Below are 24,704 nucleotides of genomic sequence, written 5' to 3' on the forward strand. Positions count from 1 at the left end.
TAGCGCCTTAGCTTGGCAGGGGATATCCGCGAGGACCGCGTTTCCCAAGGAACTTGGAAAAAGAGCCAATTTTGCGAATGAAAGCAGCGTTTCTTCCAGATCGGGGCGTGGTCAAAGTCTCTGGCGAGGACGCCCGCAACTTCCTCAACGGCCTCATCACGACCGATGTCGAGCAGCTGGCCCCGGGCCAGGCCCGGTTCGGCGCGCTCTTGACGCCGCAGGGCAAGATCATCGTCGATTTCCTGATCACCGAGGTGCCCGCAGGTCATGGCGGCGGCTTCCTGATCGACGCGCCGCGCGCGCTCGCCAAGGGGCTTGCCGACAAGCTCGGCTTCTACAAGCTGCGCGCCAAGGTCGTGGTGGAAAACCTCTCCGACAGCCTCGGCGTGCTGGCGGCCTGGGATGGCGAGCCGGCGGCGACGCCCGATCTCGCTTTCGCCGATCCACGCAACCCAGCGCTCGGCTGGCGCATCCTGATCCCGGAAGATTTGACGCAGAAACTCGCCGATGTGATCGGCGCCGATGTCGTCGACTCCAGCGCCTATGAGGCGCATCGGATCGCGACCGGCGTGCCGCGCGGCGGGCTCGACTTCATGTATGGCGACGCCTTCCCGCACGAGACCAACATGGACCGCCTCAACGGCGTCGATTTCGACAAGGGCTGCTATGTCGGCCAGGAGGTGGTGTCGCGCATGCAGCACCGCGGCACGGCGCGCACCCGCACCGTGAAGATCATTCTCGACGGTCCCTCGCCCGAAGCCGGCGCAACCATCCTCGCAGGCGACAAGCAGGTCGGCACCATCGGCTCGACCGCCGGCGAGAAAGGCCTCGCGCTGGTGCGCATCGACCGCGTCGCCGACGCGCTCGATGCCGGCCTGGCGCTGACCGCGGGCGGGCTGTCGCTGCATCTAGCCGAACCGGACGCTGTCCGCATCCCACCAAAGCAGACCGTCGCATGAGCCGTACCGCGCAACTGCATCCCGACGGCAAGACGCGTTGCCCCTGGCCGGGCGAGGATGCGTTCTATGTCGCCTATCACGACAATGAATGGGGCGTGCCGGAATATGACGATCGCGCGCTCTATGAAAAGCTGATCCTCGACGGCTTCCAGGCCGGATTGTCCTGGATCACGATCCTGCGCAAGCGCGACAATTTCCGCAAAGCCTTCGACGATTTCCAGCCCGAGAAGATCGCGCGCTACACCGACAAGAAGGTGCATGCGCTGATGAACGACGCCGGTATCGTCCGCAACCGTGCCAAGATCGAAGGCGCGGTGGCGAGCGCGAAGGGCTATCTGGAGATCATGGAGAAAGGTCCCGGCTTCTCGAAATTCCTGTGGGACTTCGTCGACGGCAAGCCGAAGGTCAATCAGTTCAAGACCACCGCGAGCGTGCCGGCCTCGACGCCGGTCTCGATCAAGGTCTCCAAGGAGCTCGGCGCGCGCGGCTTCAAATTCGTCGGCCCCACCATCGTCTACGCCTTCATGCAGGCGACCGGCATGGTCAACGATCACCTCGTCACCTGCTTCTGCCACGAGTCTTGCAGCGGCAAGCTCCGCACGCTGCGGCTCAAGAAGAAATGACGGCGCGCAGATCGACCGAGACAACCCGCGCCTGGCAGCGGATGTTGTCGGGACGCCGGCTCGACCTGCTCGACCCGTCGCCGCTCGATATCGAGATCGTCGACATCGCGCATGGGCTGGCGCGCGTTGCGCGCTGGAATGGTCAGACCTCGGGCGCGCACATCTTCTCGGTGGCGCAGCACACGCTGCTGGTCGAAGCCGTGATGCGCCAGCAGACGCCGCGGGTCGACATCAGCCATCGTCTCGCCGCGCTGCTGCATGACGCACCGGAATATGTCATCGGCGACATGATCTCGCCGTTCAAGGCGGTGCTGGCGGGCGAATACAAGATCGTGGAAAAGCGGCTGCTGTCCGCGATCCATATCCGCTTCGGCCTGCCTGCCGTGCTGGCGGATGAGATCACCCAGCAGATCAAGGCCGCCGATCGCGGCGCCGCCTATCTCGAGGCGACGCATCTGGCGGGATTCTCGCAAGCCGAAGCCAAGCGGCTGTTCGGCCGCGATCCGGAATTGCCCGAAGCGACCGAGCGCGACTATCTGACGCCATGGACCGCAGCGCGGGCCGAGAAGCAGTTCCTCGAACGCTTCGGGGCATTGCACGCGTCGTAGGCGCGGCATCGCGAGCCGTGCCGCCGGTTGCGCCGCAAAACGAACAAATGGGCACGGCTCCGCCGCCTTTGCCCACCCGGCAGCAGCCGTTATAATCGGGCACACCCAATACCCAAGGACCATCATGCTTCACGTCTGCTCGCTCGCCGCGCTCTCCGACACGGTTCGTGCCACCGGCGCCAGCCATGTGCTGACCGTGATGGCCAATGTCGACCAGGTGCAGCGGCCGCCCTCCGTGCTTCCGGCCAATCATCTGAAAGTGTCGATGGACGACATCGTCGAACAGATGGACGGCTTCGTTGCGCCCAACGAGACGCATATCGAGCGGGTGCTGAGCTTCGTGCGCGGCTGGGATCGCCGTGCACCGATGGTGGTGCATTGCTACGCCGGCATCAGCCGCTCGACCGCGAGCGCATTCGCCACCGTCTGCGCGCTCAATCCGCACCGCGACGAAATGTCCATCGCCCGGCTGATCCGCGAGGCCTCGCCGATCGCGGCGCCCAACCGGCTGATCGTCAGCCTCGCCGACAAGGCGCTGGGGCGCGAGGGCCGGATGCTGCGCGCACTCGATGCGATGGGCCCCGGCAGCATGAGCGTCGAAGGCCGACCCTTCCACATCGATCTGGAATAGCAAGGCCTGCGCGCCCGGATCGCTTGAACTTCCAGTCCCCTCGACTGCACTACTAGGTTGCGACGGACGGCCGGCCAGCCGATGGTCCGGCGCGTCCCGCCGGAGGCCCAATGTTCGATTCGCCGTTCGATTTCCTCACGCTCGTCATCGCCATTGTCGCGATCATTTTCTCGCGCAAGGCGCTGGGCCAGATCGCGGTGCTGCAGCGCCGGCTGGATGCGATCGAAGCGGCGGGCACGGCCGCCGCGCGCGCAGCCATGCCGTCTCCGCTGGCCCCGCAGGAGTTCAAACAGACGCTTCCGACGGCGCCTCCCATCGCGCCGCCACCGCTCCCCGAAGCGATCGCAAGCGAGCCGGATACGCATGCAGCGCCAGCCACAGACGCGCCAGCCGCCGCCCCACCGCCGCTGCCCGAACCGCCCGCCCCGCCGCAGCCGGCGCCGGGCTTCGAGGAGACGCTCGGCACGCGCTGGGTGGTGTGGATCGGCGGCCTGACGCTCGCGCTCGGCGGCTTCTTCATGGTGCGCTATTCGATCGAGGCCGGACTGCTCGGGCCCGGCGTGCGCACGATGCTCGGCGGATTGTTTGCGCTGGCGCTGCTCGGCGCCGGCGAATGGACGCGGCGCAAGGAGAGCATCTCCAACATCGCGGCACTGCCGATCGCCAACATTCCGGCGATCCTCACTGCCGCCGGTACCGCGGTGGCGTTCGCCACCGTCTACGCCGCCTATGCGCTGTACGACTTCCTCGCGCCGGCAACCGCCTTCATCCTGCTCGGCATGGTCGCGCTCGGCACGCTCGCGGCCGCGCTGCTGCACGGGCCTGCGCTGGCCGGGCTCGGCATCGTCAGCGCCTTCGTCACGCCGATCCTGGTGTCCTCGGACAAGCCGGACTTCTGGTCACTCTACATTTATCTCGCAATCGTCACGGCGGCGGCGTTCGGCCTCGCGCGCATCCGGCTCTGGCGCTGGCTCGCGGTCACGACAATCGCATTCGCGCTGCTATGGACCTTCCCCTGCCTGCAATGCGGGCCCGAGATGATCGCGCCGCACGTCTTCCACGTCATCGCGGGCTTCGTGCTGGCGGCGCTGCTGGTGGTCTGCGGCTTCATGTTCGGCCCCGACGGCGATGGCGAGGAGATCGAGCCGATCTCGTCCGGTTCGCTCGCCGCCTATCTGTTCGGCGCGATGCTGATCGTGCTCAACAGCGCCCACGCCGACACCGCGATGATCGGCTTCGCACTGCTGACGGCCGCGAGCCTTGCCGTGGCCTGGCGCGCACCTGCCGCGACCGGCGTGATCGCCGCCGCCTCGGTCTTCGTCTTCATCGTGTTCGGCGAATGGGCCGTCCGCCGCAACGTCGACATGCTGGTGCTGCCGGGCGGTGCGATCCCCGGGATCGGGCCGTCCGCGACCGACGGATCGGTGTCGCTGCATCTCGTCACGGCTGCACTGTTCGCGGCTGCGTTCGGCATCTCGGGCTTCCTCGCGCAATTCCGTTTTGCCACCACGAAGGTCACGGTGAGCTGGGCCGCGGCTGCCGTGTTCACACCGGTCGCGCTGCTGGTCGCGCTCTACGCGCGCATTGCGCATCTCGATCGTTCGATCCCGTTCGCGGTTCTCGCCATGCTGCTGGCCGCAGCCTACGCCGCCGCGACCGAAGCACTGACCCGGCGCGGCGAGCGGCCCGAGCTGTCGCCCTCGATCGCGCTCTCGGCCACCGGCGCTCTCGCCGCGCTGGCGCTGGCGCTGACCTTCGCGCTCGACAAGGGCTGGCTCACCATCGCGCTGGCGCTGGTGTCGATGGGCACTGCATGGCTGTCGGTGCAGCGGCCGATCCCGTTCCTGCGCTGGCTTGCCGCGATCTTCGCCGGCATTGTGGTGCTGCGCATCGGATATGAGCCGCGGATCGCGGGCGATGTCGTCGGCACCACGCCGATCTTCAACTGGCTGCTGTGGGGCTATGGCGTTCCGGCGCTGTCATTCTGGACCGGAAGCCATTTCCTGCGCCGCAACGGCGACGACGTGCCGCTGCGCATGGTCGAATCCGCGGCAATCCTGTTCACAGTGCTGCTGGCCTTCATGGAGATCCGCCACTCGGTCAATGGCGGCGATGTCTATTACGCCAGCGCCGGACTGACCGAGGTCGCCTTGCAGGTCGGCGTGGCGCTTGCGATGGCGATCGGGCTGGAGCGGCTGCGCCTGCGCAGCGGCAGCATCGTCCACAATGTCGGCGCGGTGCTGCTGACCGCGTTCGCCGGGCTTGCCAGCCTGTTCGGACTGCTGGGGCTGGAGAACCCGATGCTGTGGTGGCAGGACGTCGGCGGCAGCTTCATCAATCTGCTGTTGCTCGGCTATGCATTGCCGGCCGTGCTGGCGCTGCTGCTGTCCTACGCGGTAGCGGGTCATCGTCCCGCTTCCTACGCCAACACGATTGCGGCCGGCGCGCTGGTGCTAGCACTCGCTTATGTCACCTTCGAAATCCGCAGGCTCTACCATGGACCGGTGCTGACGCACGGAGAGACCACGGGCGCGGAGCAATATACCTATTCGATCGCGTGGCTGATGTTCGGCGTCGCGCTGCTCGGCATCGGCATCGTGGTCAACTCGGAGCGCGCGCGGCTCGCCTCCGCCGCGGTGATCGGGCTGACGATCCTGAAGGCGTTCCTGGTCGACATGTCGACGCTTACCGGGGTCTACCGGGCGCTGTCGTTCATGTGCCTCGGCATCGTGCTGGTCGCGATCGGCTGGCTGTACCAGCGGATCCTGTTCCGCAGGCGCGCGGCTCCGCCTGTGCCGCAGACCGAGGCTTGAAGCTGATGGTCCTGAACGGCGAGAGCCTCAGTCGACGGATTCAGCAACCAGGCGAATCCGAAACACCGGCTTTCTGCCCTCGTCGAGCAGCTCCATGTGCCACTCACTGTTCTGCTTCATGTTGCGCGAAATGCTGCCGAGGAAATTACCGCAGACCTTGGTCATCTCGGCCCAGGCCACGTCGCGGCTCTCGAACTCGGTCGCGTGATCGGATGCACCAGCGTAATCGCCATCGCTGATGCGGAAAAAATACTGCGCCATATGACTACTCAAATCGGTGTCCCCACCATCTCGCCTCTCGGCGATGAACGCTAGGTATTGAGTAGCTATCAACGCGTGGCGACCGCCATCCGTATGACTACGGCTCGGAGCGTATTCCCGCTAGCGCGCAGATGAGAAAGTTAGAGCGTTTTCGAGCGAAGCCTGTCCCGCACTCGATGCGGGATGGATACCGGTTCACGTGAAGAAAACGCGTCAAAACAAGAATCTGGAGCCTCGTTCCGATTCAATCGGAACGAACGGGCTCTAGTCGGTGGAGCGGCGCAATTCCGGTGCGCTCTCGACCTTTGCCGGCTCGGCCTTGGCAGGCTCGAGCTTCGCGCTTCCGACCTGCGGCGTCTCAACGCGCGACACTTCGGTCGGCGTCGCATCGGCGGACCGGGTGCGCGGGTGCAGCGTGCGCGGACGCGCCGCCGCGCGCGCCATCAGCATCTGCTGGCCGCCCTGGTGATGGAAATCGCAATAGGCGAAGCCCATGCCGGAGACCGAGCCGCGGAACGAGCGGTCGTCCTGCTTGTCGAGATTGAAGCAAGGTTCGAACGGAATGCCCTTCAGGGACGCGCAAACGCTCTGACCGCGGATTTGCAGCGTATTACCGGGCAGGCGCACGTGGCGGATCGGGCCGGAGCCGGAGAACTGGATCGAGCCTGCCGCGCCGAGATCGTCGAGGATGCGGCCGGCGCCACGGGTGCCATCGAAACAGGTGAACGCGAATACCTTGCCGGCGACAAATCTGCGGGCCTCATCGGCATTCATGCTGCCTGCGAATGCCGGCACGACCATCGCTCCGGCCGTGACGGCCCCCAACACCAAACGCGCAAGCATGAGCTACTCCACTTACGAGCGCGGGCACCCGCTCCTTGTTGAGCATGATCCCGCTACCGACGCTTCTCGGCGTCTGCGCGAGGACACCCGGCCCCCCGGGATCATGCTGCAAGCCTCTTTACCCGCTGCTTACCATACCAACAGTGGCAACATTGGAGCAGCTTCGTTGGTAAAGTCTGAACGTCCTCAGACTATTTTTACCACGATCCGCCCGCGGACCTGGCCACCGAGGATCTTCGCGCCATAGGACATGACCTCGTCCAAGGCGATTTCATGAGTGATATCAGCCAGTTTTGCCTTGTCCAGATCGCGGGCAAGGCGCTGCCAGGCGGTCCTGCGGAGCTCGATCGGGCACATCACGGAATCGATGCCGAGAAGGCACACACCCCGCAAAATGAAAGGCGCGACCGACGACGGCAGGTCCATGCCGGCCGCCAGGCCGCAGGCCGCGATGGCGCCGCCGTATCTAGTCATCGAAAGCAGATTGGCGAGCGTGGTCGATCCGACGCTGTCGACACCGCCGGCCCAGCGCTCCTTCGCGAGCGCCTTCGGCGCACCCGACAACTCGGCGCGGTCGATCACCTCGGTGGCGCCGAGCCCCTTGAGATAGTCGGCCTCCGACATCCGGCCGGTCGAGGCGATGACGTGGTAGCCGAGCTTCGACAGCACGGCGATCGCGACGGAGCCGACGCCGCCGGCCGCGCCCGTCACCACGATCGGGCCGCTCTTCGGGGTCAGACCGTGCTTCTCCAGCGCCAGCACCGACAGCATCGCGGTATAGCCGGCCGTGCCGACCGCCATCGCGTCGCGGGCCGAGATGCCGTCAGGCAGCCGGACCAGCCAGTCGCCCTTGACGCGGGCCTTTTCGGCATAGGCACCGAGATGGGTCTCGCCCATGCCCCAGCCGTTGCAGACGACCTTGTCGCCCGCCTTCCAGTCGGGATGGCTGGATTGCTCGACCGTGCCGGCGAAATCGATACCGGCGATCATCGGGAAGCGACGCACCACCGGCGCCTTGCCGGTCAGCGCCAGGCCGTCCTTGTAGTTCAACGTCGACCATTCGACGCGGACGGTGACGTCGCCGTCCATCAATTCCGCGTCGTCGAATTGGGTCAGTGCGGCGGTGGTACCCTTGTCCGCCTTGTCGATCCTGATTGCCTTGAACGTCGCCACGATGAGCACTCCCCGTAATCTTGGTTTCGGGGAGTGTTTAGAGCATGATCCGGAAAAGTGGAAACCGGTTTTCCGGACAGATCATGCTCACTTGAAAGAGCATCAGGCAGGCTGCGCAACCGGGCGGGCGACCGGCGCCTCGACGATCGGCAGGTTGATCAGCGCCGACAGCACGCCGAACAGCACCGAGAGCCACCAGATCGGGGCGTAGGAACCGAACTGCTCGAACACGACACCGCCGAGCCAGACCCCGAGGAAGCCGCCGACCTGATGGCTGACGAAGGCGAAGCCGTACAGCGTGGAAAACCAGCGGGTGCCGAACATCAGCGCGACCAGCGCCGAGGTCGGGGGCACGCTCGACAGCCACAGCAGCCCTGAGACCGCGCCGAATGCAATCGCCGAGAACGGCGTGACCGGGAACGAGATGAAAGCGACCGTCGCCAGCGCGCGCGACAGGTAGATCACCGAGAGCAAATAGCGCTTCGGAAAGAAGTTCTGCAGCCAGCCGACGCTGAGCGAGCCGACAATATTGAACAGCCCGATCGCCGCGACCACCCAACCGCCTGTTGTCGCCGGAACGCCGCGATCCGCCAGATAGGCGGGCAGATGGATGGTGATGAAGGCGAGCTGAAAGCCGCAGGTGAAGAAGCCGAGCACCAGCAGGACGTAGGAGCGATGGCCGAAGGCCTCCGCCAGCGCAGTCTTGAACGATTGCTGATCGGCGGGCGCCACATCCTTGGTCGCCGCGGGCGGCGTCGCCAGCGCGAGCGAGAGCGGCAGGATCAGCAGCATCAGCGCGCTGAACACGACCAGCGCAGTCTGCCAGCCGAAATTGTCGATCATGGCGACGCCGAACGGCGCAAACAGGAACTGGCCGAACGAGCCGGCGGCCGTGCCCGCGCCAAGCGCGATGCCGCGCCGCTCGGGCGGCAACAGCTTGCTGAAGGCCGCCAAGACGAGATTGAACGACGACCCCGACAGGCCGAACCCGATCAGCACGCCGGCGCTGATGTCGAGCGACACTGAGGTGGTCGAGTAACGCATCAGCAGCAGGCCGGCGGCGTACAGCAAGGCGCCGACGATCATGACGCGCAGCAGCCCGAAGCGGTCGGCAATGGCGCCCGCGATCGGCTGACCGAGACCCCACAGCAGGTTCTGTAGCGCGATGGCAAGGCCGAACACGTCGCGACCCCAGGCGAATTCGCGGCCCATCGGCTGCACGAAGAAACCGAGGCTGGAGCGCGGGCCAAAGCTCAGCAGCGCGATCGCGCAGCCGCAGACGATGATGACGAGCGGCGTGCGCCAGGTGCCGGACGCCGGCCGAAGATCTCCGGTGGTAACAGCCATCTTGCCTTCCCCCGCGACTGGCGGGGGAACCGCCCCGCAAACGTTACGGGGAGTTAATGCAGCTGCATGCAAATCCCAAGAGGCGCCGGAGAAAAATATTCGCCTGCAGGGCTGCCCTGCAGAATCCGAGAGGATGATGAGCGTCATTCCGGGGCATGGCGAACCCGGAACTGGGAAGTGACCGGCTATCGCTTGGCGCTGGCCTGCTCGGCCGAGCTCTGGGCGGCCTCGGCGAGCTGCGCCGAGATCTTGGCGGTCTCGGCCGCGCTGCCCCAGCTCGGCGCGTCGCTGCCGTCGCCCCAGGCGCGCGGGCGATAGAAGGTATGGACGCCGAACTTGTACATCTTCTTCATTTCGCTGACCCAGGACGGCCGCACCCAATAGGCGTGGTAGTGGGTCGAGCGGTCGACTTCCGGCAGCCACAATTTGCCGTCGAGCATCGCCTTCGCGATCTTTTTCGCGCGGTCCCACATGTCGGGCTCGCGGACGACGTCGGGGATGTTGTCGCAGGCGAAGGTGAACTGGCAGGCGTAGTGGCGGTTCTTGTTCTGATAGACCACGCCGCACACCGTCTCAGGATACTTGCCCGAGAAGGCGCGATTCAGCACCACCTGGGCGACTGCGATCTGGCCGCGCACCGCCTCGCCGCGCGCTTCGAAGTAGACCGCCTCGGCGAGGCACTTCTCCGACTTGGCGCGCGACTTGTCGTCGAACAGGCCGAGCCGTTCCGCCGGCGTCTTGCTGTGCTGGTCGTCGGCGTTGACCTCGCCCTTCGGCGCGATGCTCTCGCCCATCTCGCCGGCCTTGACGGGACCGTCGGCATCGACCGGCAATGACGCCATCACCTTCATGTCGGGATCGGGCTGAACGGCCGGCATCACGACGACCGGCGCCTCGCCGGGCTGCCAGCGCTCGAGATTCTCGGGCGTGCCGAGCGACGAGCCGAAGAACAGGCTGGCCGTCTTGAATGCGAACGGGTCGCGCTCATGCGTTGCATCGACAGGCGGCGCAGCGGCAGGCTTCGCGGGCACAGGCTTCATATCGTCGAGCGGGTTGGCCTCGAGCGACATCGATACGTCGTATTGCTGCGGCGACGGCTTGGCATATTGCGGCAGCGGCGGCGCACGCAGCGCCTCCTGCAATTCGGGATCGAGCGGCGCGTTGTCTGCCGGTGCGGTCGCCGTCTTCATGCCCTTGACCGACGAATTCGACGTCGCGGGATCCTCGTTCGCCGGCGCCGGGTTTGCGGGCTGCGCGGGATCGACCTGGTCCGGCCGCCGGACGACGAGACGATCGCCCTTCAATGTGCGATCGACCTTGGGAAAATCGGATGCCGCATAGCGCGGCGGTGGCGTGGTGATCGGATTGCGCGTCACGGCGCCGGTGATGTCGGTGCTCGGACTGTCCAGCCTTGCGAGCAGGATTTGCGGATCCTGCGGCGCCGAGGTTCCGATCGGACGGCCGAAGCTATAGGTCGCGACCTGGATGGAGCCGACTGCGGATGCGAAGACGCGCTTCTGCCAGCGCTCGGCCACGCCCGGCTGTCGGGCCAGGAGCGAGGCAATATCCTGATATCCGAGCTCGGTCGGCATCAGTGCGAAGATGCAAAGACCGAGACCGAAGAGCGCGAGCCGTGCGCCCTTCGGCTGGTTACGCGACACAAACATCGTACGCTCACGCAACGCTTACTGAGTGCAATCGAACGCGGTACATCCGCGCAATTCGACCTTTCCCGTTGCTAACTTGTTTAGGTTGCCGCGGAGTTAATCGGCGTTGCCCGCGCGCTACACTCAAGCGATCACGCACATGTCGCGCGCTGCATCGCGCGCCTTGGTAAATGCGCGGCGCATGAAAGTCGTAAACATCTGGTCAACGCAGATGATGAACGAAGTGTTACCCATCCTTCAGTCGTCATTGCGAGGAGCGAAGCGACGAAGCAATCCATCGCTTCGCACATGCGGTGAGATGGATTGCTTCGCTCCGCTCGCAATGACGCTGTTTGCTGACTGCCTCAACAAAACAAAAATGGCCGGGACGTGGTCCCGGCCATTGCACATTCTGAACCTGCGCGATCGCTCACGCCTGGCTGGCGATCTCCTTGCCGAGCGCGGCCTGCGCGGCCGCGAGGCGCGCGATCGGCACGCGATAGGGCGAGCACGAGACGTAGTCGAGCCCGACCTCGTGGCAGAACGCGACCGACGCGGGGTCGCCACCATGCTCGCCGCAGATGCCGACCTTGAGGCTCGGCCGGGTCTTGCGGCCGCGGATGACGCCGATCTTGACCAGCTCGCCGACGCCGTCGCGATCGACCGAGATGAACGGATCGATCTCGAGGATGCCCTTGGCGACATAGGTGCCGAGGAAGCTCGCGGCGTCGTCGCGGCTGATGCCGTAGGTGGTCTGCGTCAGGTCGTTGGTGCCGAAGGAGAAGAACTCCGCGGTCTCTGCCACCTCGCCGGCCATCAGGCAGGCGCGCGGCAGCTCGATCATGGTGCCGACCTGGTAGGTCAGCTTGGCGCCGGTTTCCTTCATCACCGCGCCCGCGGTCGCATCGATCCGCGCCTTGACCAGATCGAACTCGGCCTTGGTCGCGATCAGCGGCACCATCACCTCGAGTCCGACCGGCTTGCCGGTGCGCTTGCCGGCTTCGACGGCGGCCTCGAAGATCGCGCGTGCCTGCATCTCGGCGATCTCGGGATAGGCGATCGCAAGACGGCAGCCGCGGAAGCCAAGCATGGGGTTGAACTCGGACAGTTCGCGGGCACGGTCGGCGAGCTTGCGCGGATCGGTGTTCATGGCACGCGCCACTTCCTCGATCTCGGCCTGGGTATGCGGCAGGAACTCGTGCAGCGGCGGGTCGAGCAAGCGGATCGTGACCGGCAAGCCCTTCATGATCTCGAACAGCTCGACGAAGTCGGCGCGCTGCATCGGCAGCAGCTTCGACAGCGCGGCGCGGCGCGACTGCTCGTCTTCGGAGAGGATCATCTCGCGCACGGTGCGGATGCGGGTCTCCTCGAAGAACATGTGCTCGGTGCGGCAGAGGCCGATGCCTTCGGCGCCGAACTTCACCGCGGTGCGCGCGTCATCGGGCGTATCGCCATTGACGCGGACGCCGAGCTTGCGGACCTCGTCGGCCCAGCCCATCAGCGTACCGAACTCGCCGGACAGCTCCGGCTCGATCATCGGCATGCGGCCGGCCAGCACCTGCCCGACCGAGCCGTCGATGGTGATGACGTCGCCGGTCTTGAAGGTGCGCTGACCCACGCTCATGGTGCCGCGGCCGTAATCGACACGAATGGTGCCGCAGCCGGAGACACAGGGCTTGCCCATGCCGCGCGCGACCACCGCCGCATGCGAGGTCATGCCGCCGCGGGTGGTGAGGATGCCTTCGGCGGCGTGCATGCCGTGGATGTCCTCCGGGCTCGTCTCGATGCGGACCAGGATCACCTTGCGGCCGTCGGCCTGCAGCTTGGCGGCTTCGTCCGACGAGAACACGATCTCGCCGGAGGCAGCACCGGGCGATGCCGGCAGGCCGGTCGCGATCACGTCGCGCTTGGCGGCCGGATCGATGGTCGGGTGCAGCAGCTGGTCCAGCGACGCCGGATCGATCCGCGTCACCGCGTCCTTGCGCGAGATCAGGCCTTCATTGGCGAGTTCGACCGCGATGCGCAGCGCCGCCTTCGCGGTGCGCTTGCCGCCGCGGGTCTGCAGCATCCACAGCTTGCCCTGCTCGACCGTGAACTCCATGTCCTGCATGTCGCGGTAGTGCTTCTCGAGCAGCGTGTAGATCCGCGTCAATTCCTTGAACGCGGCCGGCATCGCGGCTTCCATCGACAGCTTGTCGGAGCCGCTCTCCTGTCGCGCCTCTTCGGTGATGTCCTGCGGCGTGCGGATGCCGGCGACGACGTCCTCGCCCTGCGCGTTGATCAGGAACTCGCCGTACAGCTTGCTCTCGCCGGTCGAGGGGTTGCGGGTGAACGCAACGCCGGTCGCCGACGTCTCGCCCATGTTGCCGAACACCATCGCCTGCACGTTGACGGCGGTGCCCCACGACTCCGGGATGTCATGCAGCTTGCGGTAGGTCACCGCGCGCGCGTTCATCCAGGATGAGAACACCGCGCCGATCGCGCCCCACAGCTGGTCATGCGGATCCTGCGGGAAGTCGTGGCCGGTCTCCTTGGCGACCGCCTCCTTGTACTTGCCGACCAGCTCGACCCAGTCGTCGCCGGTGAGATCGGTGTCGAGCGAATAGCCCTGGCCGTCCTTGAAGGTGTCGAGGATGTCCTCGAAGTGATGATGCTCGAAGCCGAGCACCACGTCCGAATACATCGTGATGAAACGGCGATAGCTGTCATAGGCGAAGCGGCGGTCGCCGGAGAGTTCGGCGAGTGCTTCGACGGTGCGGTCGTTGAGGCCGAGATTGAGCACGGTGTCCATCATGCCCGGCATCGAGGCGCGCGCGCCCGAGCGCACCGAGACCAGCAGCGGGTTCTTGGCGTCGCCGAAGGTCTTGCCGGTCAGCTTGCCGACATAGTCGAGCGCCTTCTCAACCTGTGCTTTCAATTCCTTCGGATACGTCTTGTCGTGGTCGTAGAAATAGGTGCAGACCGAGGTCGGAATGGTGAAGCCGGGAGGCACCGGCAGGCCGAGATTGGCCATTTCCGCGAGGTTGGCGCCCTTGCCGCCGAGCAGATCGCGCAGGGTCGCCTGGCCCTCGGCCTTGCCGTCGCCGAACGTATAGACCCACTTGCCGGCCTTGATCGCCGGCGGAGCCGCCTTCTTCGCAACGGCCTTCGCCGGCGCCTTGCTGGCAGGCTTTGCGGCCGGCTTCACAGCAGCTTTCGGCGCCGCTTTCGGGGCGCTCTTCTTCAATGCCTTGCGCGCCGCAGCGGCCTTGCGGGCCGCGGCGGAGGGCTTTGATTTCGCTGCAGTTTTCGCGGCAGTTTTCACAGCAGGTTTCTTGGACTTCGCGACGGCTTTGGCCATGTCAGACAACAATCCGGAAGGAGGGGTCGAAGATGCGCGCCTTACACCATTTTGAGGGGTTCCGCGCAAGCCGCGAAACCCCGCTTTCCCGCTACAGGTGCAGCCAGCGCAGCAGGCCCATTCCCACGAGGCCGACGAAGATCAGGTAGATCGCGACGATGTAGTTGAGGAGCCGCGGCATGATCAGGATCAGGACGCCTGCAGCCAGCGCCACGATGGCAGGCAGATGCCCAGCGGTGATGGTCATTGAAGTTTTCTCCGGCAGTTTTTGGAGGTGCGAATCGAGCGGCAGTTTATCCGCTGAGGAGGTTCCCACATCAAGACGCCTGCACGGCCTGAGAGTTCCCGTCACTCACGAAAATTGCTCCAAATTGCCGCGTATGTGGCAGTGGTTTTTCCGGAACATCACCACGTCAGATGCATTGGCCCGACGTGCGCTTCGGCGATGGCCGGCGCGCGCCATAAAGAATGGAGCGAGCCATGCGAAACAGAATACTTGCCGTTGCAGCCGTTGCTGCTGCGATCACGGTGCCGGCTGTTGCCGCACAGGCCCAGACCGTTGGCGTTGTCCGCGGTGGCCCGCCGGTTGCAGTCGAGGAGGATGGCGGGATTGCAGTCGATCAGCGACCCGCCTTCCGCGAATACATCGTGCGCGAGCGCGTACCGAATTACACCATTCCAGATCGCGTCGTGGTCGGCACCGTGCTGCCGGACGCCGGCGTGACCTATTACGACGTGCCGCAACGGTTCGGCGCGACGCCGTATCGCTACACCGTCGTGAATGGTGAGACCGTTCTGGTGGAGCCGCGTTCGCGACGGATCGTTCAGGTGGTCGACTAGAGCAAACGTCAGCGCGATAGCCTGAACGAACAGTCCGGGCGCCGCGCAAGCGGATCTGCGCGAAGATCGACCGGACCAGAAAGCCCCGCCCGGCCTTCCCACCGGGCGGGGCTTTTCTGTCGTGGTGGAATGTCGCGCCGGCTTACGATTTCAGGATCGAGAGCAGCGTCGAGGTCGACTTGTAGCTCTTGATCGCAGCGTCCTGGAAATCCTGCGTCCAGTTGGCCGCCCGGCGTTCCTCCGCGCTCATCGATGAATACTGCTTGAGGATGCCGAGTGAGAACTGGCGCGGATCGCCGGCCGACTGGCTCTGCTTCAGCGCATCGAGCACCGCAAGCCGCGTCCGCGTGTTGAGTTCCTGCTTGGCCGCGAAGATCTCCTCGGCGGAAAACTTCTTGTCCTGGTTCAGCGAGATCGCCGACAACGAGCGGTTGTCGAGCGAGGACAAGTCGGCGAGCTGTCCGGTCTTGCGCCTGGCATCGTAGACCAGTTCCTTGCCGCTCTTCGCCGCATCGCTCTTCTGCCGATCGAGGAAGGCGCGCACGTCGCTTGCCACGCTAGAGAAGTCGCGCGTGTTGCCGGTCGTGGGCGGGGTGGTCCCGGCCAGCGCGGCGGCGATCGGATCGCCCGTGATCCCACTTGGCGCCTTGTTCGGATCCTGCTGCGTCGCCTGATAACCCTTGAGCACGGCGGCGCGCTGGCTGGCCCAGGTCGCGGTGGCCTTCTCCTCGTCGCTGGCATCATCGAGCCAGTCGAGCGCCGCCTTGTAGCTGACGCTGTAGTCGCCGGTCAGACGCGTGGTCGCCAGCGACGGCGCCAAGGCCTTGTCGAAGCGCTGCTTCAGTTCGCTCGCGGCAACCGCCTGCTCGTCCGGCGTGAACTTGCCGCCATTGTTGGTCGAGATCGCAAACAGCGAGCGACGATCCAGGGTCGAGAGATCGATCGTGGTCTTGCCGTCGACGATCGGCTTCTTCACTCCCGCGACGGTGTAGAGCCGGTCGAGCGTTGTGCGCGCATCATTGGTGACAGTCGCAAAGTCCGGCAGCGGCGCCTTGGCGAGTTGCGCGCGGGCGGCGTCCGACAGCGTGAGGTTGGTTGCCGCGCTCGGTGTCGAGGACGCCGAGAGGTCGCCGGCCGTGCCGTCGCCCGACAAGGTCGCCGCCAGCGAAGGCGTCGCAGCGGCCCGCGCATAGGCCGAGCCATATTGGGCGTAGGGATTGGGCGAGGTGCCGATCGAGGTCATCGGGCAGGTCCCTGCATTGGCGCGAGGGGCGATTTCTTAAGAAATCGTTGATCCGGCGCGACCTTTCGCAGGGCGTGGTTAACAAATTGCAAATTGTGTCTAAACATTTCCCGGCCGGAACGAGCGCGCCCCGATCCGTCAGATGTCCGCCGCCCAGCCGTGGCGGCGCTCCTTGTGGATCACGACGGAAGGTGCCGGAAAATCCGGGTCCGCGAATGCACCGACCGCAACCGCAACGAGGTCGGGCATCCGCGCCGGCTCCCAATAGACCGACGACCCGCAATTCGGGCAGAAATGGAACACCACGGAGGAACCGCTGTCGCCAGGCCTGGTGTATTGCTGCGCCTCGCCCTGCGGCTCGACATCAGCGCGCGGAAAGAACGCGGCGACGCCATAGCTGCTACCGGTTCGCTTCTGACATTCCAGGCAATGGCACAGCGCGACCGTCGCCGGTTCGCCCTGACAGGTCGCGCGAAGCTGTCCGCAGGCACATGTCGCAAGCCGCGTCATCGTCACCTCCTCTTGCTGGCGACCAGACGGTGAATGATCTTGCCGGAGGACGCGCTGACGACCTCCGTATCGAGCAGCAATTTAGCCGGAGCCAGCTCAGCCCGCACCAGCGCCGCGTCGAACGCCGCATAGAGCCGGCCGTGCGCATCGCGCGCATCGTCGCCTCTGGTGACGCGCCAGCTCAGGTAGAAGATGCCGCCGGGCTTCACGAGGTCGAACATACGGCGCACCGACGGCGCGATCAACGCGGGATCGAGGTGCATGATCACAGTCTCGCACAGCACATTGTCGAAGCTATCGGCCGCGATCCCTGAGAGTTCCGGCAGCTCGGCGAGCACAAAGCGCAACGCCGGATAGCGCGCGCGGGCCTCCGCGAGCAGGCCCTCGGAGGCATCAAAACCTTCGGCCGGAAAACCATTGGCACTCAGCCAGGCGACCTCGCGCCCGCTGCCGCAGCCGATATCGGCGGTCGCACCGCCCTTGATGAAGAATTGCCCGACGATCTCCTGCAGATCGGTTGGCGCCGGCTGCTCGTGCCAGTCCTGCGCAAACGCCGCCGCCTCCTTGTCGTAAGCGGCGAGCGTTGCGCGGTCCATCGGTCAGCCTTCGATCCTGGAGAAATCCGCCACCGCACGCGTCGCGGCGCGGATCTCGTTGAGCAGCTTCAGGCGGTTTTCGCGCACCTTGGGATCGTCGTCGTTGACCTTGACCTTGTCGAAGAACGCATCGACCGCCGGGCGCAGCTTGGCCATCGCGCTCATCGCGGCGGCGAAGTCTTCCTTGGCAACCGCAGCGGAGGCCTCGGCCTTCACCTGGTCGATCGCCGCAGCCAGCGCCTTCTCTTCGCCGAGCTTGTACAGCGCGGCATCAGGCGCGCCATCAAACGTACGCTTGTCCTTCTTCTCCTCGATGCTGAGGATATTGCTGGCGCGTTTGGTGCCCGCGAGCAGGTTCTTGCCGTCGTCGCTGTCGAGGAACTTGCCGAGCGCCTCTACGCGGCGGACCACGAGCAGCAGATCGTCTTGGCCGCCGAGCGAGAACACGGCATCCACGAGATCGTGACGGGCACCCTGGTCGCGGAGCTGGACCTTGAGGCGGTCGGCGAGGAAGGCGCCAAGGTCCGTGGCCAGGCGGTCCATTCCAAGCTTTGCAAAAGGTTCGCTTTGCAGTTGCTGCCGGGCGTTAGAAACAGCGGACTTAGTCCGCGCTGGCTCGAGAGGGGCATCCTCAAACATGAAGTGAACTGCGACTAGTTCAAGATGCTTCAGCCTACGTTCAAATTCAGCGTAGGCAGAAGCCCTTGCATCGTACGCTTCTCGATCGTCATCGCCGCCCAGATCAGGATTTCCCATCTGCTCCATCCCAATTTCTTCGAGATGGCGAGCGATAAACCCATCGCTATCGAGCAAGGCCAAATATCGAGCGTCGTTCCACTCAGACTTGCCGTCCTCCACCTGCGGGCTCCATCGCCGCGCTAGCTGCGGATATCCAAGATCAGGACGGAAACTGAAGTACAACAGCAACGTCAGAGCAGACGAGAATAGAGTTCCTAGCTGAAGGCGCGACTCGTTAGTCAATATGAGTCTGATTACGCCTAGCGCCGCACGGCGCAGTGCGTAAGGGTCCTTCGACCCCGTTGGCTTCTCGTCGATCGCCCAGAACCCCACCAGCGTGTCCAGCTTGTCCGCCAACGCCACCGCAACGCTCACCGGATCGCTCGGCACGCGATCGGTCGGCCCCTGCGGCTTCCAGTGCTCCTCGCTCGCGGCGGCGACCGACGCATCCTCGCCCTGCGCCAGTGCGTAATACTTGCCCATCAGGCCCTGCAGCTCGGGGAATTCGCCGACGACTTCGGTCAGCAAATCCGCTTTCGCGAGGCGCGCGGCACGTTTTGTCTTCTCAACGTCAGCACCGACCAGCGGCGCGATTTCGGCGGCGAGCCGCTCGATCCGTTTGATGCGCGCGGCCTGGGTGCCGAGCTTCTCGTGGAACACGATCTGCTCGAACTTCGGCAGCCGGTCTTCAAGCTTGGTCTTCAGGTCGGTCTCGTAGAAGAACTTTGCGTCGCTCAACCGCGGGCGGATCACGCGCTCATTGCCGGCGATGATGGTCTTGCCGCCGTCGGGCGCCTCGATGTTCGCGGTCAGCACGAACTTGTTGGTCAGCTTGCCCGTCTTGGGATCCCTGACCACGAAGCACTTCTGGTTGTTGCGGATGGTGGCGCGGATCACCTCATCCGGGATCGACAAAAATTCCTTCTCGAACGATCCCATCATCACCACAGGCCATTCGACAAGGCCGGAGACCTCGTCGACCAGCACCTGATCCTCGACCAGTTCGAGGCCCTGCGCGAACGCCAGCTCCTTGGCGTCCTCGACGATGATGTCCTTGCGCGCCTGCGGATCGAGGATCACTTTCGCGGCCTTCAGCTTGGCCCCGTAGTCCTCGAAGCGGCGCACCGAGATCGCGCTAGGTGCCATGAAGCGATGGCCGTAGGTGGTCTGCCCGGCCTCGATGCCGTCGACCGAGAATTTCACGACATCGGGCTCCTCGGTCTCCAGACCGAAGGTCGCGGTGATGGCGTGCAGCGGGCGCACCCAGGTGAGCGAGCCCGACTTGGCCGAGCGCGCGCCCCAGCGCATCGATTTCGGCCAGGGGAAGGTGCGGATGATGACCGGCAGGATCTCGGCGATGACGTCGATCGCAGCGCTGCCCGGCTTTTCGATCAGCGCGATGTAGAAGTCGCCCTTCGCATCCTTCTGGATCTTCGCTTCATCCAGCGACTTGAGACCGGTCGCTTTCAGAAAGCCCTGCACCGCCGCATCGGGGGCGCCGATCTTCGGGCCGCGACGCTCCGTCTTCAGGTCGGGCTGGCGTGCAGGGATGCCGTGCACGGTCAGCGCCAGGCGCCGCGGGGTCGCGAACGCCTTGGCGCCCTCATAGACGAGGCCTTCGGCGACGAGCTTGTCGGTCACCATGCGGCGCAGATCATCCGCCGCCTTCGCCTGCATGCGCGCGGGAATTTCTTCGGAGAACAGTTCGAGGAGAAGATCGGGCATCAGACCGCCCTGCCCGTTTCAGTGTGGATCCATGCCTCGCCGCAGGCCTTCGCCAGATCGCGGACGCGGGCGATGTAGCTCTGCCGCTCGGTCACCGAGATGACGCCGCGGGCGTCGAGCAGGTTGAAGACATGGCTCGCCTTGATGCACTGGTCGTAGGCCGGCAAGGCCATCAGATGTTCCTTACTGTTGCTCCCCTCGCGCCAGCCGGCGGCGAGATACTTGCGGCAAGCCTCTTCCGCCATCCTGAACTGCTCGAACAGCATCGTGGTGTCAGCGTACTCGAAATTGTGCCGCGAATATTCCTGCTCGGCCTGCAGGAAGACGTCGCCATAGGTCACCTTCTCGGCGCCCTCGCGGCCGTTGAAGTTGAGGTCGTAGACGCGGTCGACGCCCTGCACATACATCGCGAGCCGCTCGAGCCCGTAGGTGAGCTCGCCCGCAACCGGCGCGCATTCGACGCCCGCGACCTGCTGGAAGTAGGTGAATTGCGAGACTTCCATGCCGTCGCACCAGCATTCCCACCCCAAGCCCCAGGCGCCGAGCGTCGGGCTCTCCCAATCGTCCTCGACGAAGCGGATGTCGTGGATGGCCGAATCGATGCCGATCGCGGCCAACGACTTCAGGTACAGTTCCTGAAGGTTCGGCGGCGACGGCTTCATGATCACCTGGAACTGGTAGTAGTGCTGCAGCCGGTTGGGATTTTCGCCGTAGCGGCCGTCCTTGGGCCGCCGCGAGGGCTGCACATAGGCCGCGTTCCAGGGCTTCGGCCCCAGCGCGCGCAGCGTGGTCGCGGGATGGAAGGTGCCGGCGCCCATTTCCATGTCGTAGGGCTGCAGGATGACGCAACCCTGCTCGGCCCAGAATCGCTGGAGGGCCAGGATGAAGCCCTGGAACGAACGTTCCGGGCGCATGTGGTCAGGCAGGGCGTCCATCGTTGGAATCGATCTCGCGAGGGGGTGGGAAAACGCGCGGGACCGTATCGGCGGCGGCCAATGGAATCAAGGCGATGGGGTCGCGTTCGTCATTCCGGGATGGTCCGAAGGACCAGACCCGGAATCTCGAGATTCCGGGTTCGATGCTGAAGCATCGCCCCGGAATGACATGAGTGGCTAGCCCGGGCGATACGCCCCGGTCACGGGGTCGCGGCGCAGGGTCTTGATTTCGCTCGCACGCGAGGCCTCGGCCACGCGGGACAATCGCGCCTCTTCCAGTTCCTGGTTGATCCGGACGGCCGTCTTGTATGCCCAGCGGACCACGGCCAGGCCACCCAGGACGCCTGCGAATGCAATCAGCGGCGGCATCGGTCGATCCTTGTCGTTCACGTCTGTCAGGCCCCCAATACCCTCATTGTCGCGCAAGGCGGCCTGCGCCGCAATCGCGGTTTTGGGGCTAAATGGCGCGCTCAAATCCCCGTGTTCACAGCCCGAATCTGGCCCAAATCGCCCGTGTTTCCACCGCCGAGATCAGATCGTCCGGCAGGCCAGCGATCCCGTCCAGCGCCGCCATCGAGCCCGCCCCGGGCGCCCTGCGGCCGAGCAGGCCGGACAGCATGCCGCTGGCGGGCGCGATCACCGGGGTCAGCACCTTCTCGCCATAGCGGGCCCGCAGCGTGGCGCGGAGGTCGCCGATGCCGTCGGCAAGCCCGAGGCCAACAGCGGTCTCGCCCGCCCAGTATTCGCCGGTGAACAACTCGTCGTCGGGTCCGTTCAGGCGGCTGCCGCGGCTCTGCTTCACCAGGTTGATGAAGATCGCGTGGATCTCGCGCTGGATCGACTTCAGCCGGGCGACGTCGTCGGGGTTTTCGGGGAGGAACGGATCGAGCATCGCCTTGTGCGCGCCCGCCGTATAGAGCCGCCGCTCGACCCCGATCTTCTTGATCAACCCTTCGAGGCCGAAGCTGCCGCCGACCACGCCGATCGAGCCCAGGATCGAGGACGGGTCGCAATAGATCTCGTCACCCGCGCAGGCGATCATGTAGCCGCCGGAGGCCGCGACGTCCTCGACGAACACCAGCACCGGCAGCTTCTTCTCGGCCGCCAGCTGGCGGATGCGCAGATAGATCTGGCGCGACTGCACCGGCGAGCCGCCCGGCGAATTGATCACCAGCGCCACCGCCTTGGCATTACGCGTGCCAAACGCGCGCTCCAGCATCTTGGCAACGCCGGAGAGCGTCATGCCGGGCCGCAGCGGCGTCACCGCGCCGATCACGCCCGACAGCCGCACCACCGGCACGACCGCCGTGCCGCGCCGGAAACGTGCCGGCAACATTCCCTGCACGCGATCGAACACTGCCGAACGTCCTCCAGAATGGCCTTGGCGATCACTTATTTGTTCACTCATGCCGTTACCTCGGATTAACCACTTTTTATCACGCCACTGTCATTGGATTCCGTGGAACGCGTTTTGCATTTTGTCCTTGGAGTTGCAATTCGCGGCGGAGAGGGGACTCATGAAGATCTATCTGCTGATTATGCTGATCGGTACGCTCCTGACGGCGATCCGCTTCACATCAAGGCCGGAACGCCAGTCGGAAACGGCTTCGCAGTGATTTAGTGCCCGTGACGCGGGCAGTTCGCCTGCCCGTCAGCGCCGCGCCAGCGGCAATTCTCCTTTCCCAGCCAAAACCTCCTGCACCCATTTATTGGGCACACCTGACTCTTCATTGAGCAGCAGCGCGGCATGGAGTCGTGTCGGCGCCCGGCCACCCTTGGTGGCCCGCACCAGGATTCGGATCGCCGGCGAGGTCCCGTCACCATGAACCGGCAGCAGTTCGAGGCTGCCGAAGCCGCGGTCCAGCGCGGCCAGCACGTCGGCAATCCCGTCGGCCCGCCAGATCATCGCAAGCTGTCCGTTCGACTTGAGAATCCGCCGGGCCGCATGGACCCAGGCCGCAAGCGTGGTCGCGGTCGCGACATGGGCGCGCTGGCGGACGCCGTCCGGCGAGGCGCGGTGCCGCGACGGATCGTTGAACGGCGGGTTCATCAGCACGACATCGGCGCTGTCGGGCGCGAGGCCGGCATGGTCGAAGGCTGCGGCGCCGGCCTCGACATCGAGCACGATCACGTCGGCCATGATCGCGTTGGCGCCGGCATTATTCCGGGCCAGCTCGGCCATCGTGGGGTCGATTTCGACCAGGACGAGGTCGATCCCCCTTACCCGCCACGCCACCGCAAGCCCGGCGGCGCCGACGCCGGCGCCGAGATCGACCACGCGGTCGCCTGACCGAGCCGGCGTCGCCGCGGCGAGCAGGATCGCGTCATGGCCGGCACGGTGGCCGCCGCGGGGCTGCCGCAGCCGCAACTGCCCGCCGAGGAATCCGTCCTCGGTCATCTCAGCGGCCGGCGACTGCTTTTTTGACGCGTTTTCTTCACGCGAACCGGGGCCCACTTCGCCTGAAAACGCTCTAGTCATCGGCCCGCAATTCGTGGCCGAGGCCGGCATCGGTCAGGAGCTGGCGGGCCTCGTGGTTGTCGTCCTCGTGCACCAGGATCCGCCGCGGCAACATGCCGAGTGAGCCCTCGACGACGCTCATGTTCTGGTCCAGCACCAAATGGTGGATGTTAGCGCTGTCGAGCAGCGCGCCGATGGCGGAGACCAGCACCATGTCATTGGTCCGTACCAATTCCCGCAAAATACGCTCTCCTGTCGCCCCGGCAGTGCAGCGAATGCGTCATATGTCAACAGCTTCGAGGCCTTGCCGCTGCACCGCGCAGTTTCTATTGTTATAGCTGAGCATAATGCGTATTCGGCAAAATTGGAGACCAGCGTGGCGGTTATTGTACCCTTCGAAAGCCCGTCCAATGCTTCGATCGACGGGCTGGTGGGACTTGTCGCCGCCGACATGGAGCGCGTCAACGCGACCATCATTTCGCGGACCGGCTCCGAGGTCACCATGATCCCCGAGGTCGCCAATCATCTGATCTCCTCCGGGGGCAAGCGGCTGCGCCCGATGCTGACCCTGGCGATGGCCCAGCTGTCGGAATACTCCGGCGACGGCCATATCAAGCTCGCCGCCGCGGTCGAGTTCATGCACACCGCGACCCTGCTGCACGACGACGTGGTCGACGAGAGCGAGCTGCGCCGCGGCAAATTGTCCGCGCGGATGCTGTGGGGCAACGAAGCCAGCGTGCTGGTCGGCGACTTCCTGCTCGGCCAGGCGTTCCGGATGATGGTCGAGGTCGGCTCGCTGCGCGCGCTCGACATTCTCTCGGCGGCCGCAGCCACCATCGCCGAGGGCGAGGTGATGCAACTTGCCGCCGCCAAGAACACCGCGACCACCGAGGACGAATATCTCGCCGTGATCCGCGGCAAGACCGCGGAGCTGTTCGCCGCGGCCTGCGAGGTCGGCCCGGTGATCGCCAACCGGCCCAAGGCCGAGCAGACCGCCTGCCGCTCGGTCGGCATGAATCTCGGCATCGCGTTCCAGCTCGTCGACGACGTGCTCGACTATGGCGGCAAGTCCGCAAAACTCGGCAAGAATGTCGGCGACGATTTCCGCGAGGGCAAGATCACGCTGCCGGTGGTGCTCGCCTTCCGCCGCGGCAACGACACCGAGCGCAAGTTCTGGATCCGCGCGCTCGAGCGCGGCGAGATCGGAGAAGCCGACCTCGATCACGCGATCGGCCTGATGACCAAGCACCGCGCCCTCGAGGACACGATCAGCCGCGCCCAGCACTACGGCGCGATGGCGGTCGACGCGCTGGCGCTGTTCCCGCCCTCGCCGATGAAGACGGCGCTGGAAGAGGTCGTGGCGTTCTGCCTCGCACGCACGCACTGATCAAGGCAATTTCGCGCATCAAAGACGG

23 protein-coding genes are annotated in these 24,704 nt (G+C 65.3%); 7 read left to right on the forward strand and 16 right to left on the reverse strand.

Going from position 1 to position 24,704, the window contains the following annotated elements; translation table 11 throughout:
• Positions 1-77: 77 nt before the first annotated feature.
• The 5 genes from QDT69_RS13990 (at position 78) to QDT69_RS14010 (ending at position 5,634) form a co-directional block, all read left to right on the forward strand.
• Positions 78-959 (forward strand): folate-binding protein YgfZ, encoded by an 882-nt coding sequence (locus tag QDT69_RS13990; protein ID WP_279707092.1) that lies wholly within the window; start codon positions 78-80, stop codon positions 957-959.
• The gene (locus tag QDT69_RS13995; protein WP_279707093.1) at positions 956-1,582 is read left to right on the forward strand and encodes a DNA-3-methyladenine glycosylase I; all 627 of its coding nucleotides are present in this window, start codon (positions 956-958) and stop codon (positions 1,580-1,582) included. Before QDT69_RS13990 ends, QDT69_RS13995 begins: the two co-directional genes overlap by 4 nt.
• The gene (locus QDT69_RS14000) at positions 1,579-2,190 is read left to right on the forward strand and encodes an HD family hydrolase (RefSeq protein WP_279707094.1); all 612 of its coding nucleotides are present in this window, start codon (positions 1,579-1,581) and stop codon (positions 2,188-2,190) included. Before QDT69_RS13995 ends, QDT69_RS14000 begins: the two co-directional genes overlap by 4 nt.
• A 124-nt stretch (positions 2,191-2,314) precedes the next feature.
• A complete protein-coding gene (locus QDT69_RS14005; RefSeq protein WP_050424345.1) occupies positions 2,315-2,821 on the forward strand; it encodes a protein-tyrosine phosphatase family protein in 507 nt (168 codons plus the stop codon).
• Positions 2,822-2,931: 110 nt separating this feature from the next.
• Positions 2,932-5,634 carry a DUF2339 domain-containing protein gene (locus tag QDT69_RS14010; RefSeq protein ID WP_279707095.1) on the forward strand — a complete coding sequence of 901 codons (2,703 nt, stop codon included), beginning with the start codon at positions 2,932-2,934 and terminating at the stop codon, positions 5,632-5,634.
• A 27-nt stretch (positions 5,635-5,661) separates the two neighbouring features.
• Here QDT69_RS14010 and QDT69_RS14015 read toward each other — a convergent pair whose 3' ends face one another.
• From QDT69_RS14015 to QDT69_RS14045, 7 genes are all read right to left on the reverse strand, one after another.
• Positions 5,662-5,895, reverse strand: a complete 234-nt coding sequence (locus QDT69_RS14015; RefSeq protein ID WP_024579958.1) for a hypothetical protein — start codon at positions 5,893-5,895, stop codon at positions 5,662-5,664.
• 264 nt (positions 5,896-6,159) lie between these two features.
• On the reverse strand, positions 6,160-6,738 hold the full coding sequence (locus QDT69_RS14020) for a hypothetical protein (RefSeq protein WP_279707096.1): 579 nt from the start codon (positions 6,736-6,738) through the stop codon (positions 6,160-6,162).
• 186 nt (positions 6,739-6,924) lie between these two features.
• On the reverse strand, positions 6,925-7,911 hold the full coding sequence (locus tag QDT69_RS14025) for an oxidoreductase (RefSeq protein WP_279707097.1): 987 nt from the start codon (positions 7,909-7,911) through the stop codon (positions 6,925-6,927).
• A gap of 102 nt (positions 7,912-8,013) precedes the next feature.
• Positions 8,014-9,258, reverse strand: coding sequence for an MFS transporter (locus QDT69_RS14030; protein WP_279707098.1), 1,245 nt, complete (start codon positions 9,256-9,258; stop codon positions 8,014-8,016).
• Between the two features lie 185 nt (positions 9,259-9,443).
• Positions 9,444-10,925, reverse strand: a complete 1,482-nt coding sequence (locus QDT69_RS14035; protein ID WP_279707099.1) for a cell wall hydrolase — start codon at positions 10,923-10,925, stop codon at positions 9,444-9,446.
• Between the two features lie 409 nt (positions 10,926-11,334).
• On the reverse strand, positions 11,335-14,244 hold the full coding sequence (gene ppdK / locus QDT69_RS14040; protein WP_279707100.1) for a pyruvate, phosphate dikinase: 2,910 nt from the start codon (positions 14,242-14,244) through the stop codon (positions 11,335-11,337).
• 91 nt (positions 14,245-14,335) lie between these two features.
• The gene (locus tag QDT69_RS14045; protein WP_021080009.1) at positions 14,336-14,491 is read right to left on the reverse strand and encodes a DUF3096 domain-containing protein; all 156 of its coding nucleotides are present in this window, start codon (positions 14,489-14,491) and stop codon (positions 14,336-14,338) included.
• A gap of 233 nt (positions 14,492-14,724) precedes the next feature.
• Between QDT69_RS14045 and QDT69_RS14050 the strand changes: the two genes are divergently transcribed.
• Complete coding sequence (locus QDT69_RS14050; protein WP_146990778.1) at positions 14,725-15,084, forward strand: DUF1236 domain-containing protein; 360 nt, start codon at positions 14,725-14,727, stop codon at positions 15,082-15,084.
• A gap of 142 nt (positions 15,085-15,226) precedes the next feature.
• On the opposite strand, the gene QDT69_RS14055 is transcribed toward QDT69_RS14050, so the two are convergent.
• From QDT69_RS14055 to QDT69_RS14095, 9 genes are all read right to left on the reverse strand, one after another.
• Positions 15,227-16,327 carry a hypothetical protein gene (locus QDT69_RS14055; protein WP_279707101.1) on the reverse strand — a complete coding sequence of 367 codons (1,101 nt, stop codon included), beginning with the start codon at positions 16,325-16,327 and terminating at the stop codon, positions 15,227-15,229.
• Between the two features lie 138 nt (positions 16,328-16,465).
• Positions 16,466-16,837, reverse strand: a complete 372-nt coding sequence (locus tag QDT69_RS14060; protein WP_279707102.1) for a GFA family protein — start codon at positions 16,835-16,837, stop codon at positions 16,466-16,468.
• Positions 16,838-16,839: 2 nt separating this feature from the next.
• Positions 16,840-17,433 (reverse strand): class I SAM-dependent methyltransferase, encoded by a 594-nt coding sequence (locus QDT69_RS14065; protein WP_279707103.1) that lies wholly within the window; start codon positions 17,431-17,433, stop codon positions 16,840-16,842.
• Positions 17,434-17,436: 3 nt separating this feature from the next.
• The gene (gene glyS / locus QDT69_RS14070) at positions 17,437-19,896 is read right to left on the reverse strand and encodes a glycine--tRNA ligase subunit beta (RefSeq protein ID WP_279707104.1); all 2,460 of its coding nucleotides are present in this window, start codon (positions 19,894-19,896) and stop codon (positions 17,437-17,439) included.
• Positions 19,896-20,831, reverse strand: a complete 936-nt coding sequence (locus QDT69_RS14075) for a glycine--tRNA ligase subunit alpha (RefSeq protein WP_279707105.1) — start codon at positions 20,829-20,831, stop codon at positions 19,896-19,898. The genes glyS and QDT69_RS14075 overlap by 1 nt, the downstream gene beginning before the upstream one ends.
• Positions 20,832-21,008: 177 nt before the next feature.
• Entirely contained in the window at positions 21,009-21,200 is a 192-nt protein-coding gene (locus tag QDT69_RS14080; protein WP_021080015.1) for a hypothetical protein, read from the reverse strand.
• Positions 21,201-21,315: 115 nt separating this feature from the next.
• Positions 21,316-22,239, reverse strand: a complete 924-nt coding sequence (locus QDT69_RS14085) for a S49 family peptidase (protein ID WP_279707106.1) — start codon at positions 22,237-22,239, stop codon at positions 21,316-21,318.
• Positions 22,240-22,482: 243 nt separating this feature from the next.
• A complete protein-coding gene (locus tag QDT69_RS14090; RefSeq protein WP_279707107.1) occupies positions 22,483-23,229 on the reverse strand; it encodes a methyltransferase in 747 nt (248 codons plus the stop codon).
• A gap of 73 nt (positions 23,230-23,302) precedes the next feature.
• The gene (locus QDT69_RS14095; protein ID WP_279707108.1) at positions 23,303-23,530 is read right to left on the reverse strand and encodes a DUF2007 domain-containing protein; all 228 of its coding nucleotides are present in this window, start codon (positions 23,528-23,530) and stop codon (positions 23,303-23,305) included.
• 135 nt (positions 23,531-23,665) lie between these two features.
• On the opposite strand from QDT69_RS14095, the gene QDT69_RS14100 reads away from it, so the two are divergent.
• Positions 23,666-24,676 carry a polyprenyl synthetase family protein gene (locus QDT69_RS14100; protein ID WP_279707109.1) on the forward strand — a complete coding sequence of 337 codons (1,011 nt, stop codon included), beginning with the start codon at positions 23,666-23,668 and terminating at the stop codon, positions 24,674-24,676.
• The last annotated feature ends 28 nt before the right edge of the window (positions 24,677-24,704 follow it).

Origin of the sequence: Bradyrhizobium sp. CER78, from assembly GCF_029846235.1 — a bacterium.
Lineage (GTDB): Bacteria > Pseudomonadota > Alphaproteobacteria > Rhizobiales > Xanthobacteraceae > Bradyrhizobium.